The sequence below is a fragment of the Providencia sp. JUb39 genome, from assembly GCF_012272845.1.
In the GTDB taxonomy this organism is placed as follows: Bacteria; Pseudomonadota; Gammaproteobacteria; order Enterobacterales; family Enterobacteriaceae; genus Providencia; species Providencia lanzhouensis.
On sequence record NZ_JAAWXD020000001.1, the window covers coordinates 1,787,085 to 1,803,154 of the forward strand.

The window sequence follows — 16,070 nt, forward strand, 5'->3', positions numbered from 1 at the left end:
TTACTAATATGAATTCCAATTATTACTATAAATCAATTTTGTATATAAGTGATTTTATATAAGGTGGCAATGATGGTTAATATTCTTACCTCTAGTGATAAGAGCAATACATCAGGTAAAAAAATCACTGTAGGTATTAGCTCATGCTTATTGGGTGATAGTGTTAGATTTGATGGTGGTCATAAGCGCTTTCATTTTGCTGTAGATGAGTTATCAGATTATTTCGAATACCAACAAGCATGCCCGGAAATGGCGATTGGTTTACCAACACCTAGACCCGCATTGAGGCTAGTTAAATCTGACGAAAATAGCGTTAGGCTCAAATTCAGCGATGGTCGTGAAGGGGATTTAACTGAAGAGATGATTCAGTTTTCGACCACTTATTTGAGTGGGCTTTTAAATTTAAGTGGTTATATTGTATGTAAAAACTCACCTAGTTGTGGCTTGGAAAGGGTTCGAGTATATGATTCTGTTGGCAATGGTAATAAAAAGTCTGGAATGGGGCTTTTTACTGAACAATTACTCAAAGCAATGCCTTGGTTGCCTGTTGAGGAAGATGGCAGGTTAAGCGATCCCCATATTCGAGAAAATTTTATTATACGGATATTTGCTCTTCATGAGCTAAATGAATTAAAGAAAAACGCATTTAATCGTCATTCATTAATCGACTTTCATACTCGATATAAGCTCCTTTTATTAGCGCATTCACAGCCTCTTTATCGAGAACTTGGTCGTTTTGTTGCTAGTAACAATGAATGGGATTCAATCGATTCTTATTTTGATGAGTATCGAAATAAGTTTATGAATTTATTACAACACCAAGCAACTAGGCGCAATCACACTAATGTGCTTATGCATATCCAAGGTTACTTTAAACGCTATCTGACATCAAACCAAAGACAAGCATTGAGCACGTTAATCCTCGAATATCGCCAAGGAACACAGCCTTTATTGGCTCCATTAACATTAATTACGCACTATTTATCTGAATATCCTGATAACTATTTGAATAATCAAAAATACTTTCATCCTTATCCTCAGTCATTAAGATTGAGATATGGGTTATGATATTAAAATACTACTTCAGTATTTTAAAGTTGCTCATATGATTGGTTATTCCAATCATATGAATATTGAATCTAAAGACCATGTTGGCTATCTATGTGATTTATTTGAAAAATTATTGCTAATGAATGGATGGCACACTAAGCAAAATCTCCCCTTTTGCCATGAAATTGAAAATTAAATTTGTTATCCCAGTGTTTGTGTGGCTTAATACTTCCACTGGTTTGGAAGTACAGACCTATTTATGAAAGCAAGTTTTGAAAAGTTCCCCGTTTAGCGTTATCCCACAGATACCCATTCGTAGTGAATTCCTTCTAATTAGTTCCATAAGTATCAAGAAAAATCAAACCTATATGCCATGTGGCAACAATTAAAAATTCAAAGGAATTCAATATGTCTAATACAATGACTGGTTTAGTAAAATGGTTTAACGAATCTAAAGGCTTTGGCTTTATTTCTCCTGAAGATGGAAGCAAAGATGTGTTTGTTCACTTTTCTGCAATCCAAAGTGATAGCTTTAAAACTCTTAATGAAGGGCAAAAAGTCAGCTTCTCGGTAGAAAATGGTGCAAAAGGTCCAGCTGCTGTAAATGTAGTGGCTCTTTAAGATCGATCTCTTTATGAGATGTCCTTGAAATAAAGGCTCTCTATATAGACTCTATCATTTTGAAGCAACCAAAAGTAACCCTTCCGGTGTTAAATGCACTTTTGCAAAAGTACCATTGAAAGCTCAGGCATGTTAGTCACCAGATTGGATATTTTTAAAAACCTCGCTATGGCGGGGTTTTTTTATGCTTGCTTACATTTAATGTAAAGAATTGTAAGTGTTGAATTGAGATTTTCATTAGCGACACTATATAAGTTATGCACCAAGATAAAGAGTTAATCCATACGGGCGAATAGCTAATGGTGCTTATGTAATAGGTAGTTAGTTTGATATTGAAGGAGAAATTATGTCTAACATTAGATCTTTTTCACTACTTCCAACATTATCTGATAACCTGCTTTCTAGCAGGTTTGACCAAATGGATCGTTTATTCAGCCAATTAACTGGTAATCGGCCATTAACCTCAGAACATCCATATAATTTAAAACAAATAAATGAATCAAATTATCAATTAACTGTCAGTGTTCCTGGTTATAAAGAGGATGACTTAAGCGTATCCTTAAAAGGTGGGAAACTCTATGTACAAGGTGAGCAATCAACTGAATTAGTTAATGATTCAGAGAAATGGATCCATAAAGGGATAACACACAATAAATTTTCTCTTGAATTTAATCTCGGTAAGAATGTAAAAATTGAAAGCGCAGAATTATCAAGCGGTTTGTTAACATTAAATATTGAATATGAAATTCCGGAAGAAGAGAAACCTCAGATCATAGCTATTGAAAATAAAGATACAAAATAATTTTTCTGTATTTTTTAACCCGTCAGCAATGGCGGGTTTTTTTGCCTAATACATGTTAGTGCAGGGAACATGAAAGCCAGCTGTAAAAAATCGTAATTGTTACTGCCACTGGCTTGGATGATGTAATCATTGCCCGACCTACTGACTCCGCTACCCGAAATTATTGGTTACTCAGACAACGAATCGCGGAGTCCAAGCAAACGTTAATACCAATCAGTGAACGCTCTTGCGAAAAAAATTAAATTTATGAAAGCCAGAGTGCTTAACAAGTAGATAGAGAATTTTAAAAAAAGTGTCATTATATCTGGTTGTTTTTTATCTTGAGCAATAATGAATAGGATGCAGGCAAGGGCAGGGATAAATACGAGTAAGAGAATAATGGGGTTAGTATACATATATATCGATACCGCTCCCTTATGTAATGAAAAATTTATTCAATAGTAAAGTATATTTTTAACAGGAAAGCAATATGGGAAATTGAACAACAACGAATTTAACAATAGAGTGGTCAACAAATCCAATTGCTTAAATTGTTAATATGCCAACAATTAATATAAAAATTTCACCAATACACAGATATCACTTCATAGCGGATCGAGTAATTTAACTTAAAGGGGGCTTGGTTACAATCGCGATAGTGGCAGTGAACTTTACAAATTCAACCAACATAAATCAATTTGTGGTTGGTGACCATTTGCAGGAAGATGATTGCGTCTTATTAAGTTGGTAATGAGAAATGAAAGGGCTTTGTAACAAGCCCTTTTGGGGAGAATTATTTTTTTGTATAAATAATTTTTTGTGTTTCATTAGAACAATTACCTACAACAGTACCTTGTTGTGAGGCTGCTTCTTCATTTGAAACGACGGTAATGGTAAAGCTCTCTTCAGGAACGCCATTGTTAATAATTTTTTGCGTAATTTCTTCAACAACGCTTTCGCATGACGCACTCGCAATCGCTGGAATAAATAATGTTATTAATGTAGCAATAATTATTCTTCTTTTCATATGCAATATTCCTTATAAGCTGGAGTCATTTAATAGAAATTCTTTTAAAAAGCTTAATAAGTATACTTAAATGAAATATTTAAAGCTATCCGTTGATAGTTGTAAAACACTAGAAGGTATCTTCATCTCTAACCCGCTAGTGTTTTATTAATCTGTTAAATGTAGGTTTTTACTGGGCTACTCTCTGTATTGCCTTACCTCCAGCCTCTATGTCTTCACCAACACCTTTAGTGGTGTTACAGGCAGTTAATGTGAAAACAACAGCTAATGAGCAAATAAGAAAACTGATTTTTTTCAACATATTTTCTTCCTTTTAGGTGTGAAGTTATAAGTTACAAAAGATCATTTTTAATTATAGCAGAACAACTTGATTGATATTTTCACTTGCATAGAGCTGTCATATTAATATTAACTTCTATCATTGTGAAGCATAAGGTCAGTGATATCTGGCAAATGAAAATGAGCTGCCATATTTTTAGTGTTAATCCCTTAAGTGTTAACACTTATTATACTATCAATCAACATTAGCAATGAAGGGTACATTCTATGAAATTAGAAGAGATATTTATCTGTATGCTTAATGTTTTTCAATGCTGTTAGTCGGTATTCTTTTAATATTATCATCAATCGCCTTACCACTCTGGTTAGGGCAATCAAAAACTATTTAAGAACGGCGATGAGCTTATGAATACATTAGACACAATAAATAATAGTGGCCTAGGTAAAATCTGGTTTGCTGCGAAAGGAAGCGATAGTGGATATCAAATGAAGCGCGAAATGTCGTCACCAGCGTACACGACAAATTTTGATGAGTTGCCTGTGGCGAGCGCTTGAAAAGATCATGCCTTGGGTCATGGAATTTAACCAGACGTTTTTTTTACTCATCATCTAAATGGAATTTGTGTAACATTCGATGCGCAATAGGTGCAAATATCAATCCTAGAGTGGTCATAAAAACCAGACTGGTGAATACACCATAAAAAGCGAAAAAAATCTTTCCTGAAATGTTTTGCGGAACAATGTATGGACCAATTCCATTAGCTATAAAGGCACTGTTGAATGTGGCATCATGCCAACTTATGCTCGAATCAAAAGCTATATGCCCGACAATGCCAATGAGTAAAGTGGTAACGATAAGTGCAAAAGCGTAACCAAAATGTAATAGCATTCGCTTTAAAAAAGCGCGGAAAGAAATTAATGGCATATTTTTAGATTCAAACATAATTTTTCCTAAAAAGTAATTTAGTGAGGTAATTACATAATAAACTTATGTAAGATTACCTAAAATTTTTATTTTGACAATAGTGTCATAAGTTAGGCTAAATTCGCGCATTTTTTCGTTTGTTGCAATTTATATTCTCGCTAAGTTAGCATAACTGAAACTTATCAGTGGGATGGTGAGATGAACAAAAATGAACTTATGGAGTATATCCAGAGTAATTATGGCGCTGTCGCTGAGTACCCATGGGCTAAGTTTCCTAGTTACATTATTTATAGGCATAAAAATAACGCAAAGTGGTTTGCTGTCATTCTGACGATTTCATCAAAGAGATTATACGAAAGCGAGAGTGATGAGATGGTTAATATTATAAACCTCAAATCTCCTCCTGAATTAGTTGGTTCGTTGAGGTTAAAGGAAGGGGTATATCCAGCATATCACATGAATAAAGAGCACTGGATTACTATAAAGTTGGACAGTGGATTTCCTGAAGATGAGCTTAAAGCATTGATTGACGAGAGTTACAAATTGACTGCAAAGTCATTAAGGTAGCCCGTCTTTGGGCTTCTGCTTTAGTGCCATTCGATTGGCATTGTTATTTTCATCATTTGAAGAGAATACACCTGCCATAACATGTTTATTAGAAGTAATTTGCACTTAATCCTATAGGCGGAATTACCTAGCTAAGATAGTGTGTCCGAAAAGGAGAATATATATGCCTGTATTTAACCCAATAGAAATGATCGCAGAAGCGATGATGAGCTCTATCAGTATGATTGCAACGCCTGTGGAATACCTACTTTATAGTGGAAAAATAACAGAAATATTTATGATGAGTGTATTTTATATTCAACCCTAAGGGCGTTCTCAAATATATCAATAAACGGGACTTAGCATAAAGTGAAAGCTAAAGGCTTTATGCTAAGAGGAGAGTTTAAATATTATGATTCTGGATTTAAATAAGCGTCGAGCAGTGTGTGAAGTTCAACATTTAATACTGAGCTTAGTGCAATAAGATGCGCAACATATATAGACGAGGAGCCGTCTTCATATTGGGAGTATGTGCGCTCTGAAACTGAAATGGCTTTGGCTATCTCGGTGACAGTTATTTGACGAGCGAGACGCTGTTCTTTGATGAATTGACCTAAAGAGAGGTTGTTAAGTTTTCTTTCGTTCATCGGTACAGCCCTAAAATTAGTGGTGGACAATAAATAACATAGATATGTTAAACGTTAATAGGGAAGTATCTGCATTTTGGTGATGATAGGATAATTTTATGATAATTATCCTAATGTATGGTAATTCGCTATTACTGGTTTTTTAGTGCGTATTGAACCGCACTTTGCGCATGAATTGCCGTGGTATCAAAGACGGGCACGGAAGTATCATCTCCATTTACCAGCAATGTAATTTCAGTACATCCAAGAATAATACCCTCAGCACCTTGTTCAACGAGTGATTTCATAATGCGTTGATACTCGGCTCGTGAAGTTTCAGAGATAACGCCTAAACACAGCTCATTGTAGATAATATCGTGAACGATTTTTCTGTCTGTCTTATTCGGCGTGATAACACTTAAATTAAATTTATCAATTAGACGATCTTTATAAAAAGCTTGCTCCATGGTAAATGCAGTACCTAACAACCCAATAGTTTTAATACCTGATTGTATTATTTTTTCGCCTGTTGCATCTGCAATGTGAAGGAGAGAAAGGTTAGATTTTTCTTCGATTTGGGAAGCAACTTTGTGCATCGTATTTGTACACAAAACTAAAAAATCAGCGCCAGCAGCTTGTAAACTCATCCCTGCTCTTGCTAAATGTTCAGCAGCAAGCTCCCATTGACCGTGAGATTGAAAATGCTCCACTTCAGCAAAATCAACACTGTATAAAACAATCTTAGCGGAATGCAACCCTCCTAGTTTTTGCTTAACGCCTTCATTTATTTGCTGATAATAGAGTTGAGTTGATTCCCAGCTCATTCCCCCGATAAGTCCTATAGTCTTCATTGCTAAGTACCTTATATGTGTTTTTTTCTTACTATACTGAGCGTATTTATGGGGAGTCAATCCGTTAATATCAGTTTTTATCAATAATATAAATAAAGCTGAGATTATTTTTAACTGATAACTATCTTACTAGTTTTAATATTGGAGTTATCTTTCTATAATTAATCGTATATTAGAGATTAACTTCATTTTTATTTTTTGAAAGATTAATTGATAACGCACAGGGACTGTCCAGTAAATCTTCATTAAATAATATTTTATTGCTGCTATACTACTAAAGTTACTTATTTTATTTTTTAGATAACTAGTAAGTAAAATAAACCTAGTGACCTACACTGACTATTTTTTTGATGTTCAGTTTATGAATTTAAATTTTTTAGTTAAGGAGTTTATGATGGTAAGTAATAATCAGGCTCGTCGTTTATTAGGGATGCCGTTTAAATTAAGTCGTTCTAAGCGTAATATTCAAGTCTCTGTGATTGCAAAGGAAAATGCTACGGCTTTACCTGAAAATCTGAAGGATAAGCCATTTGTTGCGGTACAGAAAAATAAAGCAACCGAGAAGAAAACCTATCATTCTGTCAGCGTATTTTATCCAGAATATATCTAAATTAATTTCAGGGTAAGATGTGACCCTCTAGATTGACTAGAGGGTTTATGTTCCGAAATAATAAATTCCCTTCATATACTCATATCTTTTTTTGAATTATCTGATGGCATTTTATCATTGGAATGGTTCATGATCATTCAATGATTTTTTGTGATCGCGACTAAGTTTCTATCTATTAAAGAAAATAAAATAGTGTGATGGTCATATTCTGTCGATAAAATCGAGAACGAGAATAATGATAAATACAACTAAAATGGATATGTGTAGATGAAATTATGCCAATGGATGCTATTTTTTTGTTTTCTATTTATAAATGGTTGTTCAACGCAATTTAAAACTGACGATGAGTCAAATAAGCTGAAGTTTAGTATTCAGCACGCTAACACGATCCCGATTAAGGATTCCGTTGAAACATTGACAGTGGCGGATATGCTGCCCGGAGATATCCTTTTGTCTTCAGCTACGGGGGTGAATTCATGGGGGATCCGCTTATTTAGCGTGAGTGGAGTGAGTCACGCTTCTATTTATTTAGGATTTGGTCAGGTGGCAGAATCGGTTGGGAGTGGAGTCAGAATTATTCCTCTCGACCAAGCAATCACGGATTCTAATAATATGGTTGTATTACGGCATAACTTATTAACGTCATTTCATGCAGAAAAACTGCGTGAGTTTTCTACTGCTAATGACGGAGGTAAATACAACATGAAAGGGATCATCATGATTGCGCCGTGGATGCTGACAAAACGCGTGTGCGAATTACCACTAATTGGACAGACTATCCGTAATTTTTGCCTTAAAACACTGGCTACAGTGCAATTAGGGGATGATATTGAACAAGCCAACGGTTTCTTTTGTTCGCAGTTTGTCCTAGATGCGTATAAATATGCCGGTGTACCACTGTTTGAAGGGAACTCATCATGGATTACGCCTGCTGATATTTTGCACATGCGTTCGGGGGATGTACCAACCTTTATGCCGACAGAACGTTTAACCTATGTTGGACATTTAAAAAACTGGAGCTTTGGGGGGGCGATCCTCAATAAGTGATGGGGTATTGCAGGCGAAGTTTTGATGAAATGCTGTTTGCCATAAAGTAAAAAAAAGGCCAACTCAAATGAGTTGGCCAGCTAAACTGGAAGCAATGTGAGCAATGTCGTTGTGAAAAGACCGAGTAATTTACTCAACTATTCACGAGATAAAAGATAACTATTCTCATTTAAGAAATCAACCCCTTTTTTCATATAACTATTATAATTTTTTATCCCATCAGAAATCCCAAAAGTGCTTAAAAAACAAATTGATTAATAGTTTTATTGGCCTGTTTTACTGCAATCTCAATTAATTCCTACGAAAAATATTTAACATTTTTTGCTTTTTCTCTGAGTGATGAAGTGAATTTTAGTGCTGATAAAGAAATAATGTTGTTAATTTGTAGCCGGAGATCTCATTTATCTTTTGAGATAAGAGACATTTACGTACAGTTGATTATAATTTTATTGTTAATGTTTATTCGATAATTTATCAGGAGGGCTTATGTACAAAACGATTTTGGTCCCTATCGATCTCACTGAAGAAGAGTTGACCAGTAAAGCGGTTCGTCATGCGGTAAATTTAGCGAAACAATCTGGCGCAAAAATTCACCTGATCCACGTATTGCCTATCTCTTCGGCAATTATTAATGCGTATGCGCTGGGGTATATGGAAATTAAAGACCGCGCGACAGTGAAAGCAGAAGAAGACATGAAAATGCTGATGGATTCGATTGATCTTCCTCATGATGATGTCAGTTACACGATTACGTTTGGTTCACCTCGTGATGAAGTGATTAACACCGCAAAAGATATTAATGCCGATATTATTGTGATTGGCTCTCGCCGTCCAAATATTACGACTCACTTGTTAGGTTCTACTGCGGCAGGAATTGTTCGTTACGCAGAAACATCCGTACTGGTTGTTCGTTAATTTATTGTTTTTTAAAACCTATGCAATGAAGTTCCCGTAATGTTGCATAGGTTTTTTTATGTCGTTTGCAAGGTCATTGTTGAATTAGCATATCGGCATGGACTGAGTAGGATTTTTATGGAGAAATTCACTAAAGAATTAATGCGCATGGAACATTTTGTTTTACGAGTTCTGCGTTTTTATTTTTTAGCGTTATTAGTGTTTTTTATTGGCTTACTGCCTGGGATTATTGGTTTTTATTTTATTGAAGGGCATTCGATAATGGAATCTATGCTGAATGCATTATCAATGCTGAGCGGCCAAGCAATTGAGCCGGCACCAATCACCCAAACAGGTCGTTTCTTTATCGCTATTTACGGTTTATTTTTACAAAGTGTATTCATTATTAGTATTGGCTTAATCGTCACGCCGTTTATTCATCGCATATTACATAAGTGGCACTTAGAAGAGGATTAGATTGAATAAATTGCCAAATGTTGTGGTTATTTTACTGAATTGATTTTCAGATTAGTAAACCAGTTCACGACATTTTGATTTTATTCAGACTATACTTTTATTGGCAAAAAATAACCATTAAACCGCTATCTCATCTATTCAAAAAACGAATAAATTGAATGAGAGATACATCCTTGAGAGGGGCTTATATGAATAAAACTATTTTGGTTCCCGTTGATATTTCTGAAGATGCATTGACTGATAAAGCGTTAAAGCAAGCCATTCATTTAGCAAAAATGGATAACGCTAACATTCATCTATTTCACTCAGTGCCGGATGTTTCAAGATTTTCGATGAGTTATAGCTATCATTATGATTTGCTCACATCATTTACGAAAAAGGCCATTGAGCGTTCGGAAGAACAGCTTGTAGAACTGGTTAATCATATTGTGAAAGATATGGATTTCCCAGCAGATAGGATCTCTTATAAAGTGGAGTTCGGCTCTCCAAGAGAAAAAGTGTTAGATGAAGCTGAGAAGGTTCACGCCGACCTTATTGTGGTTGGCTCGCGTAACCCAAGTATTTCAACACATTTATTAGGTTCGAATGCTTCAGGGATCGTCTCTTATGCAAAAATATCTGTTTTAGTCGTAAGATAGTTTTATTGTTTAATACACTGATTGGATTCAGAGAAAGACCTGAGCTATCAGGTCTTTCTCTTTAGGGCAATTAAGATTTATTGACCGTTTCTTTAGCATGCTCAATAGCTGTTAATGCTTGGCTACATGCTTGCTCTTGTGTATCTTCAGGATAACTTGCGAGAGTTTTTCTCGCGTCTTCTAATTGTGATTTCATTAATGCGATTTGTTCATTCGCATTAGGCTCATTTTTATATTGTTCTTCAGCTTGTTGAACTAGCGCATTCATTTCTTTGAAATATTTGTCACAAACTTGTCCTGCATTTGCATTCAATGCAGTCAGCGAAACAAATAGACCCAATGCAATTGGCAGAATATTTTTCATCATATTTTCACTTTCAAAAGTCATATTTCGGTCAGCATAGCATCCCATTTTTTAAAAAGACATCGACCAATGATGAATATTTCAGTGAGTTTTAATTTTTATCAAATTAATCATGCCAATATTAAAGGAAGTGGCTATAGCATAAATTGCAAACTATAAATGAGAATCATTCTTGACTAGGTGCAATAATAAAGTGTACATTCCAGTACACTTTATTGAGCTAATAACCCAACGTAAGGAATGCTAATGAATAACTGTATTATGATTAATACTCTCAGAACTGGCCTGTCTGTGCGATGAATACCTTTCCAACAACAATGATGGAAACTCAGTCATGGTTATCGGAACTTGAGCAATTATTAGCGAAAAAGACGCCATTTGTTTTAATTTATCCGCCAATGGAACCGAAAGGAAAACCGACAGCAGAAGACATGGAGTGTATGAAATTTGTACGTCGTTGGTTGAAAGAAGGAAGAGAGGCGATGGCAGAATATTGTCGAGCTATGGTGATCACATTACAGCCAGATGGGAGAGACAAAGATGAAATGGAGCGTACAGCACCGGTTATTTCATCTCTGTATGGGCCTGAAGTCTTTTTAGTAGGGAGCTCTCAAGCTGCGCAACAGCAAGCCACTGAAATTTTAAATGGATTATGATTTACTGGCACTAATTTTACGAATATAGCTAGCGATGATATCCACGGAAAGCCCAATTTGTTGATGGATAAATTCATCGCTAGGTTTAAAGTTTTCGACACAGAAAGTTTTGATAAAAACATCCGCTTTTAGCATCTCTAAATAACGGGATGAAATACTTAACAGCATGTCTTTATCGACTTTGACAGTCGGAATTTGTGCAAGCTTTTCGGCAAGGCGCTGATAGCTTTGTACGGGACCTTGTTCAAAAAAGAGTTGGCTAATATCAGGGAAGCGGTTGTATTCCCCTAGTATTAAGCGGTATAGCCCGATAGATTGGGGTTTAATCACATTGACTAAAAAACGCGAACCATAAAACGATAATACCGCTTCAATACTGTCTAAAGGCGGCTCTTTATGGTCTGGTTCAGTAAAAATATCGTCTATCATATATGCCACAACTGCGGCAAATAAACCTTCTTTATCCCCAAAGTTTTTATATAACGTTGAACGGGAACCGCCCGCACGTTCGATGATCATATCTAATGTCGTGCCTTCAAAACCATATTGCAGAAAAATATCCGCCGCAGCCGTAATAAGTGCTTGGTGGCGACGCTGTCCTTTTGGTGTTTTGGCTGAACTTGTCTGGTTCATGAAATCAATTTCCTAACAAAATGGCGGCACGAGGCTAAATTATCTGAAAGAGGTCATAATTCAGTTTGTTATTTTCCTCTATGATGTATATGAATATTATCATGTTTAAATCAATATCTGAATTTTTGTCAAATCCTTGGGGGAGAGAATGAAGGATTGCACCGTTGATGAAAAAACGCAGGGAGAAGAAAAGATTGTTGATACACAGAGAGAAATTACGAAGCTGTGTATTGAATGCGGTTTGCTGCTATTACAGCATGGGGCTGAGAGTATGCTGGTTGAGCAATTAACAACACGCTTAGGTATCGCTTTGGGCGCTAATCAGGTAGATAGTGCGATTTCATCTAACTCACTCGTATTAACCACAATCATCGATGGGCGCTGTTTAACATCGACTCGGCGGATTATTGACCGTGGCATTAATATGCATGTGGTGACTGAAGTTCAGCATGCGGTGATCCTCGTTGAGCATCATTTACTTGACCGTAAACAGCTACAAAAAAAATTAGCAGGTATCAAACCATTACGTTATCCCCGCTGGTTAATGGTGGTGATGGTGGCGCTTTCTTGTGCTTGCTTCAGTTCCCTTAACGGTGGTGGTTGGGAAAGTGCGTTGATCACCTTTATGGCGAGTGGCTGTGCGATGTATATCCGTCAAGTGTTAACATCTCGCCAGATTAACCCATTGATTAACTTCTGTATTACAGCATTTGTCGCGACATCCGTTTCGGGGTTATTACTCAAAGTACCTTATTTAAATGTGACTGAAACCATTGCAATGGCGGCAAGTGTGCTGCTGCTAGTCCCAGGATTTCCATTAATTAATGCGGTGGCGGATATGTTTAAAGGCCATGTGAATACAGGGATCGCTCGTTGGATGATGGCGAGCTTATTAACGCTGGCAACTTGTATCGGCGTGGTACTGGCAATGATCATTTGGAATCTAAGGGAGTGGGCCTAATGTTTTTCATTGAGCTAATTGAGAAAATGGTCTTAGCGGCTGTCCCCGCCGTCGGCTTTGCAATGGTATTTAATGTGCCTGTGAGGGCGCTGAAATATTGTGGGCTATTAGGCGCGATTGGTTATGGTTCACGAATGATTTTAATGTCGCTGGGTTTGCAAATTGAATGGGCGAGTTTTCTTGCTGCGATTTTAATTGGCATGATTGGCATCCAGTGGTCGCGTTGGTGGCTGGCTCATCCAAAAGTTTTTACCGTTGCAGCGGTTATTCCTATGTTTCCGGGGATCAGCGCTTATATCGCAATGATTTCTGTGGTGAAAATTTCTCAATATGGCTATACCCCAGAGTTAATGGAAACGCTGGTTACTTACTTTTTAAGGGCATCTTTTATTGTCGGTGCGCTCTCTATCGGCATTTCATTACCGGGATTATGGCTATATCGCAAAAAACCAAGTGTTTGATGCTCAAGAATATTTCATTGTTTGAAGTCATTAAGCAGTAAACCACGTCATAGCAAAAGCGTTAATTGATAGTGATTAACGCTTTTTGTTAATAAAGTTTGTTATCTATTCTTTGTATATTATTGCACAAATTCCGATATTGCTTTTGATGTAATAAAATTGAGTACCAATTGATATCAAAAAGACTTATATTTCATTCAACTAGCGAGTATACATAGCGTATTCAGCAATTTTTGTATGAATAACTTGCGTGTTGTATTTAATAAATTGCTTTTTTTCCTATCAATGGTGTTATTTTGAAACAGATTTTTTATTTTTCGCGCATGATCATTGCGTTAGTATGTTTTTCCTCGTTATTTATCTCTTCCGTTTATGCTGCACCGAACAACTTCACTGAAGCGAAAACGTCCAGTAAAAGTCTCGTTTATGGTGATCAAAATCATCAAGGACAAGGAACGCTATACTGTGGCTGTGAGTGGGAATGGACCGGTAAAAGTGGTGGGCAAGTTGATTTAGCCTCCTGTGGCTACCAAGTGCGCAAGCAGCAGAGCCGTGCGGAGCGTATTGAGTGGGAACATATCGTTCCTGCTTGGGTGTTTGGTCATCAAAGACAGTGCTGGCAGAATGGCGGCCGTAAAAATTGCGTCTCAACTGACCCTGTGTTTTCTCGAATGGAGGCCGATATGCATAACCTCGCGCCTTCAATTGGGGAGGTGAACGGTGACCGCAGTAATTGGAGTTATGGTCAGTTACCTGCTAATGCCCCTTATTCTTATGGTGCATGCCGCAGCCGCATTGATTTTAAACAGAAAATCTTTGAGCCACGCGATGAAGTGAAAGGGCAGGTTGCACGGGTTTACTTCTATATGCATGACCGTTATAACTTATCCATGTCACGCCAACAGCAGCAGTTATTTATGGCGTGGGATAAACAGTACCCAGTGGATGAATGGGAACAAAAACGTGACCAGCGCATTGCTAAAATGATGGGGCACCATAACCCATTTGTGACGGGCGAAAGAACATGGAGTTTAGGACACAAAAATAGCGGCGATGGTTTAAATATGAGTGATAAGCCCAGCGAAGTAGTCCCTATGTCAGCCCCTCAATCTTCCCCAAACAAGGAAGGTGAGACGCAGGTAAAAGGTAACCGTAATTCAAAGAAATATCATTTATCCCACTGTTCTGGCTTTAAAACCTTATCGGATAAAAATGCGGAATTCTTTGCTAATGAAGCGGACGCTCAAGCAAAAGGCTATCAGCTTGCGGGTAACTGTAAACCGCGCTAATCAAATTTAAGCTGTAATAATGCAATGTATTGATGAGTTATTGCAGCTTTTATATGATATTTCTCACATTTTATCTGATGGGTAGGTGAATTTACACATTTCCTGTTAATTTAATGTTGCAATTCAAAAAAAACACGCGCTATATTTAATATAAGAAAACGTTGTAGGTTGATGATATTCGGGTCAATGTAATATTTATAGTGCGAGTGAATTATTTTTTATATTGTCATAATATTGTCATGCAGATTCTTTAGTTTACGAGTATCGCCTGTATAGGAGAAACTAATGAGAACTAGGTGTTTGTTAATCAATGTGCGAAGCCGGTTACCACTCCATCATGAAACTGACATGATGAGATTGCTAACCGGTTTTTTTATACCCAAATTATCAACCTAAGTTACACAAGAGCTTGAAGGGAGCTCCTCTCTGTTTTGAATAGTTCGTCATCTGAAATTGACATCATCGATACCTGGAAGGGTTAATACTATGAGTAGACAGAAAGCTGCAACAAAAGCACGTCGTGAAATGAAACGTACATCACGCAAAGATCGTTCAGGGAGGTATGATATGAACAACGTTACCTCCTTCGCTGAATTTACGGGCATTGAGCCGATAGGTATGGCGAAAGAACGTCGCGATGAAACTCCGATAACACCACGTAATGAAGCCCAAAAGCTCTATATTAATTCCATCAAACACAAACAACTGATTTTTGCTAATGGTGAGGCAGGGTGCGGTAAAACCTATATTAGTACTGCGTTAGCCGCAGATGCCTTGATTAACAAGGAAATCAGTAAAATCATTGTGACCAGACCGGTATTGCAAGCGGAGGAAGATCTTGGGTTCTTGCCGGGAGATATGTCTGAAAAGTTTGCGCCTTATTTCCGACCCGTTTATGACGTATTAATGAAGCGATTAGGCGCTTCGTTCCTGCAATATTGTTTACGCCCTGAGATTGCTAAAGTCGAAATAGCACCATTTGCTTATATGCGCGGTCGCACATTCGAAAATGCCATTGTTATTCTCGATGAAGCGCAGAACGTCACAGTCACTCAAATGAAGATGTTTTTAACCCGTTTGGGGGAGAACGTAACGGTAATTGTGAACGGTGACGTAACCCAATGTGATTTACCAAGCGGCGTTCAGTCAGGTTTGGGGGATGCGTTACAGCGTTTTAGTAGCGATGAAATGGTCTCGATGGTCAACTTCACGATTGATGACTGTGTAAGATCTCAGCTGTGTCACAAAGCACTGATGGCTTACAATGACTAATAACTAGTTTAACCCACTACACAGGCTAATTAATGCATGAAACTGCCCCAGATTTGAAGTGA

The 16,070-nt window shown here is 37.0% G+C and carries 22 protein-coding genes and 1 pseudogene; 16 read left to right on the forward strand and 7 right to left on the reverse strand.

The genetic code is table 11. The annotated features are described in order from the left end of the window. Window positions 1-72: 72 nt before the first annotated feature. The 3 genes from HFU86_RS08075 (at window position 73) to HFU86_RS08085 (ending at window position 2,473) form a co-directional block, all read left to right on the forward strand. Window positions 73-1,068, forward strand: coding sequence for a YbgA family protein (locus HFU86_RS08075; protein ID WP_187129830.1), 996 nt, complete (start codon window positions 73-75; stop codon window positions 1,066-1,068). 390 nt (window positions 1,069-1,458) lie between these two features. Then, window positions 1,459-1,671: a transcription antiterminator/RNA stability regulator CspE gene (gene cspE, locus HFU86_RS08080; RefSeq protein WP_036954791.1), complete on the forward strand. Its 213-nt coding sequence runs from the start codon at window positions 1,459-1,461 to the stop codon at window positions 1,669-1,671. Window positions 1,672-2,017: 346 nt separating this feature from the next. Continuing rightward, window positions 2,018-2,473 carry an Hsp20 family protein gene (locus HFU86_RS08085; RefSeq protein WP_187129021.1) on the forward strand — a complete coding sequence of 152 codons (456 nt, stop codon included), beginning with the start codon at window positions 2,018-2,020 and terminating at the stop codon, window positions 2,471-2,473. A gap of 772 nt (window positions 2,474-3,245) precedes the next feature. Here the strand turns inward: HFU86_RS08085 and HFU86_RS08090 are convergent. Continuing rightward, the gene (locus tag HFU86_RS08090) at window positions 3,246-3,479 is read right to left on the reverse strand and encodes a DUF1161 domain-containing protein (protein ID WP_036954782.1); all 234 of its coding nucleotides are present in this window, start codon (window positions 3,477-3,479) and stop codon (window positions 3,246-3,248) included. A gap of 169 nt (window positions 3,480-3,648) precedes the next feature. Then, window positions 3,649-3,780, reverse strand: coding sequence for an entericidin A/B family lipoprotein (locus HFU86_RS08095; protein ID WP_036954779.1), 132 nt, complete (start codon window positions 3,778-3,780; stop codon window positions 3,649-3,651). A 365-nt stretch (window positions 3,781-4,145) separates the two neighbouring features. Between HFU86_RS08095 and HFU86_RS08100 the strand changes: the two are divergent. After that, window positions 4,146-4,313 (forward strand): annotated as a pseudogene (locus HFU86_RS08100) (DUF4113 domain-containing protein); the annotation flags it as partial. Between the two features lie 43 nt (window positions 4,314-4,356). Here HFU86_RS08100 and HFU86_RS08105 read toward each other — a convergent pair. Continuing rightward, entirely contained in the window at window positions 4,357-4,701 is a 345-nt protein-coding gene (locus HFU86_RS08105) for a hypothetical protein (RefSeq protein WP_036954774.1), read from the reverse strand. 180 nt (window positions 4,702-4,881) lie between these two features. Between HFU86_RS08105 and HFU86_RS08110 the strand changes: the two genes are divergently transcribed. Continuing rightward, the gene (locus tag HFU86_RS08110) at window positions 4,882-5,250 is read left to right on the forward strand and encodes an MmcQ/YjbR family DNA-binding protein (protein WP_132494996.1); all 369 of its coding nucleotides are present in this window, start codon (window positions 4,882-4,884) and stop codon (window positions 5,248-5,250) included. Between the two features lie 163 nt (window positions 5,251-5,413). Then, window positions 5,414-5,557 carry a hypothetical protein gene (locus HFU86_RS08115; protein WP_165906925.1) on the forward strand — a complete coding sequence of 48 codons (144 nt, stop codon included), beginning with the start codon at window positions 5,414-5,416 and terminating at the stop codon, window positions 5,555-5,557. 82 nt (window positions 5,558-5,639) lie between these two features. On the opposite strand, the gene HFU86_RS08120 is transcribed toward HFU86_RS08115, so the two are convergent. Continuing rightward, window positions 5,640-5,876, reverse strand: coding sequence for a helix-turn-helix domain-containing protein (locus HFU86_RS08120; RefSeq protein ID WP_036954760.1), 237 nt, complete (start codon window positions 5,874-5,876; stop codon window positions 5,640-5,642). Window positions 5,877-6,007: 131 nt separating this feature from the next. Next, window positions 6,008-6,706, reverse strand: a complete 699-nt coding sequence (locus HFU86_RS08125) for an aspartate/glutamate racemase family protein (RefSeq protein ID WP_132494998.1) — start codon at window positions 6,704-6,706, stop codon at window positions 6,008-6,010. 391 nt (window positions 6,707-7,097) lie between these two features. On the opposite strand from HFU86_RS08125, the gene sra reads away from it, so the two are divergent. The 5 genes from sra to HFU86_RS08150 all read left to right on the forward strand — a co-directional run bounded on the left by sra (window position 7,098) and on the right by HFU86_RS08150 (window position 10,372). Next, on the forward strand, window positions 7,098-7,316 hold the full coding sequence (sra, locus tag HFU86_RS08130; protein WP_255425955.1) for a stationary-phase-induced ribosome-associated protein: 219 nt from the start codon (window positions 7,098-7,100) through the stop codon (window positions 7,314-7,316). A 267-nt stretch (window positions 7,317-7,583) separates the two neighbouring features. Continuing rightward, complete coding sequence (locus HFU86_RS08135; RefSeq protein ID WP_132495000.1) at window positions 7,584-8,363, forward strand: YaeF family permuted papain-like enzyme; 780 nt, start codon at window positions 7,584-7,586, stop codon at window positions 8,361-8,363. A 486-nt stretch (window positions 8,364-8,849) separates the two neighbouring features. After that, on the forward strand, window positions 8,850-9,278 hold the full coding sequence (locus HFU86_RS08140) for a universal stress protein (RefSeq protein WP_006660028.1): 429 nt from the start codon (window positions 8,850-8,852) through the stop codon (window positions 9,276-9,278). Between the two features lie 117 nt (window positions 9,279-9,395). Then, window positions 9,396-9,734 (forward strand): hypothetical protein, encoded by a 339-nt coding sequence (locus HFU86_RS08145; RefSeq protein ID WP_036954745.1) that lies wholly within the window; start codon window positions 9,396-9,398, stop codon window positions 9,732-9,734. 188 nt (window positions 9,735-9,922) lie between these two features. Continuing rightward, window positions 9,923-10,372, forward strand: coding sequence for a universal stress protein (locus tag HFU86_RS08150; protein ID WP_154627980.1), 450 nt, complete (start codon window positions 9,923-9,925; stop codon window positions 10,370-10,372). Between the two features lie 70 nt (window positions 10,373-10,442). Here HFU86_RS08150 and HFU86_RS08155 read toward each other — a convergent pair whose 3' ends face one another. Next, a complete protein-coding gene (locus HFU86_RS08155; protein WP_036954805.1) occupies window positions 10,443-10,736 on the reverse strand; it encodes a DUF5339 domain-containing protein in 294 nt (97 codons plus the stop codon). A 296-nt stretch (window positions 10,737-11,032) separates the two neighbouring features. Between HFU86_RS08155 and HFU86_RS20100 the strand changes: the two genes are divergently transcribed. Next, the gene (locus HFU86_RS20100) at window positions 11,033-11,392 is read left to right on the forward strand and encodes a hypothetical protein (protein WP_255425956.1); all 360 of its coding nucleotides are present in this window, start codon (window positions 11,033-11,035) and stop codon (window positions 11,390-11,392) included. Here HFU86_RS20100 and HFU86_RS08165 read toward each other — a convergent pair. After that, window positions 11,387-12,025 (reverse strand): TetR/AcrR family transcriptional regulator, encoded by a 639-nt coding sequence (locus HFU86_RS08165; RefSeq protein ID WP_132495002.1) that lies wholly within the window; start codon window positions 12,023-12,025, stop codon window positions 11,387-11,389. The two genes, HFU86_RS20100 and HFU86_RS08165, sit on opposite strands and share 6 nt — an antisense overlap. 148 nt (window positions 12,026-12,173) lie before the next feature. Between HFU86_RS08165 and HFU86_RS08170 the strand changes: the two genes are divergently transcribed. From HFU86_RS08170 to phoH, 4 genes are all read left to right on the forward strand, one after another. After that, a complete protein-coding gene (locus tag HFU86_RS08170; protein WP_132495004.1) occupies window positions 12,174-12,986 on the forward strand; it encodes a threonine/serine ThrE exporter family protein in 813 nt (270 codons plus the stop codon). Further along, window positions 12,986-13,447 carry a threonine/serine exporter gene (locus HFU86_RS08175; protein WP_080675670.1) on the forward strand — a complete coding sequence of 154 codons (462 nt, stop codon included), beginning with the start codon at window positions 12,986-12,988 and terminating at the stop codon, window positions 13,445-13,447. The genes HFU86_RS08170 and HFU86_RS08175 overlap by 1 nt, the downstream gene beginning before the upstream one ends. Window positions 13,448-13,770: 323 nt before the next feature. Beyond that, window positions 13,771-14,736: an endonuclease gene (locus HFU86_RS08180; RefSeq protein ID WP_222717669.1), complete on the forward strand. Its 966-nt coding sequence runs from the start codon at window positions 13,771-13,773 to the stop codon at window positions 14,734-14,736. Window positions 14,737-15,222: 486 nt separating this feature from the next. Beyond that, the gene (gene phoH, locus HFU86_RS08185; protein WP_036954719.1) at window positions 15,223-16,008 is read left to right on the forward strand and encodes a phosphate starvation-inducible protein PhoH; all 786 of its coding nucleotides are present in this window, start codon (window positions 15,223-15,225) and stop codon (window positions 16,006-16,008) included. Window positions 16,009-16,070 lie beyond the last annotated feature (62 nt).

Excerpts from the sequence above, each read along its gene's own strand:
- HFU86_RS08135 (WP_132495000.1), top strand. The coding sequence starts at position 7,584 with ATGAAATTATGCCAATGGATGCTATTTTTTTGTTTTCTATTTATAAAT.
- HFU86_RS08085 (WP_187129021.1), top strand. The coding sequence starts at position 2,018 with ATGTCTAACATTAGATCTTTTTCACTACTTCCAACATTATCTGATAAC.
- HFU86_RS08125 (WP_132494998.1), bottom strand. The coding sequence starts at position 6,706 with ATGAAGACTATAGGACTTATCGGGGGAATGAGCTGGGAATCAACTCAA.
- HFU86_RS08175 (WP_080675670.1), top strand. The coding sequence starts at position 12,986 with ATGTTTTTCATTGAGCTAATTGAGAAAATGGTCTTAGCGGCTGTCCCC.
- cspE (WP_036954791.1), top strand. The coding sequence starts at position 1,459 with ATGTCTAATACAATGACTGGTTTAGTAAAATGGTTTAACGAATCTAAA.
- HFU86_RS08140 (WP_006660028.1), top strand. The coding sequence starts at position 8,850 with ATGTACAAAACGATTTTGGTCCCTATCGATCTCACTGAAGAAGAGTTG.
- HFU86_RS08110 (WP_132494996.1), top strand. The coding sequence starts at position 4,882 with ATGAACAAAAATGAACTTATGGAGTATATCCAGAGTAATTATGGCGCT.
- HFU86_RS08120 (WP_036954760.1), bottom strand. The coding sequence starts at position 5,876 with ATGAACGAAAGAAAACTTAACAACCTCTCTTTAGGTCAATTCATCAAA.
- HFU86_RS08095 (WP_036954779.1), bottom strand. The coding sequence starts at position 3,780 with ATGTTGAAAAAAATCAGTTTTCTTATTTGCTCATTAGCTGTTGTTTTC.
- sra (WP_255425955.1), top strand. The coding sequence starts at position 7,098 with ATGATGGTAAGTAATAATCAGGCTCGTCGTTTATTAGGGATGCCGTTT.
- phoH (WP_036954719.1), top strand. The coding sequence starts at position 15,223 with ATGAGTAGACAGAAAGCTGCAACAAAAGCACGTCGTGAAATGAAACGT.
- HFU86_RS08145 (WP_036954745.1), top strand. The coding sequence starts at position 9,396 with ATGGAGAAATTCACTAAAGAATTAATGCGCATGGAACATTTTGTTTTA.
- HFU86_RS08170 (WP_132495004.1), top strand. The coding sequence starts at position 12,174 with ATGAAGGATTGCACCGTTGATGAAAAAACGCAGGGAGAAGAAAAGATT.
- HFU86_RS08165 (WP_132495002.1), bottom strand. The coding sequence starts at position 12,025 with ATGAACCAGACAAGTTCAGCCAAAACACCAAAAGGACAGCGTCGCCAC.
- HFU86_RS08150 (WP_154627980.1), top strand. The coding sequence starts at position 9,923 with ATGAATAAAACTATTTTGGTTCCCGTTGATATTTCTGAAGATGCATTG.
- HFU86_RS08105 (WP_036954774.1), bottom strand. The coding sequence starts at position 4,701 with ATGTTTGAATCTAAAAATATGCCATTAATTTCTTTCCGCGCTTTTTTA.
- HFU86_RS08090 (WP_036954782.1), bottom strand. The coding sequence starts at position 3,479 with ATGAAAAGAAGAATAATTATTGCTACATTAATAACATTATTTATTCCA.
- HFU86_RS08180 (WP_222717669.1), top strand. The coding sequence starts at position 13,771 with ATGATCATTGCGTTAGTATGTTTTTCCTCGTTATTTATCTCTTCCGTT.
- HFU86_RS20100 (WP_255425956.1), top strand. The coding sequence starts at position 11,033 with ATGAATACCTTTCCAACAACAATGATGGAAACTCAGTCATGGTTATCG.
- HFU86_RS08155 (WP_036954805.1), bottom strand. The coding sequence starts at position 10,736 with ATGAAAAATATTCTGCCAATTGCATTGGGTCTATTTGTTTCGCTGACT.
- HFU86_RS08115 (WP_165906925.1), top strand. The coding sequence starts at position 5,414 with ATGCCTGTATTTAACCCAATAGAAATGATCGCAGAAGCGATGATGAGC.
- HFU86_RS08075 (WP_187129830.1), top strand. The coding sequence starts at position 73 with ATGGTTAATATTCTTACCTCTAGTGATAAGAGCAATACATCAGGTAAA.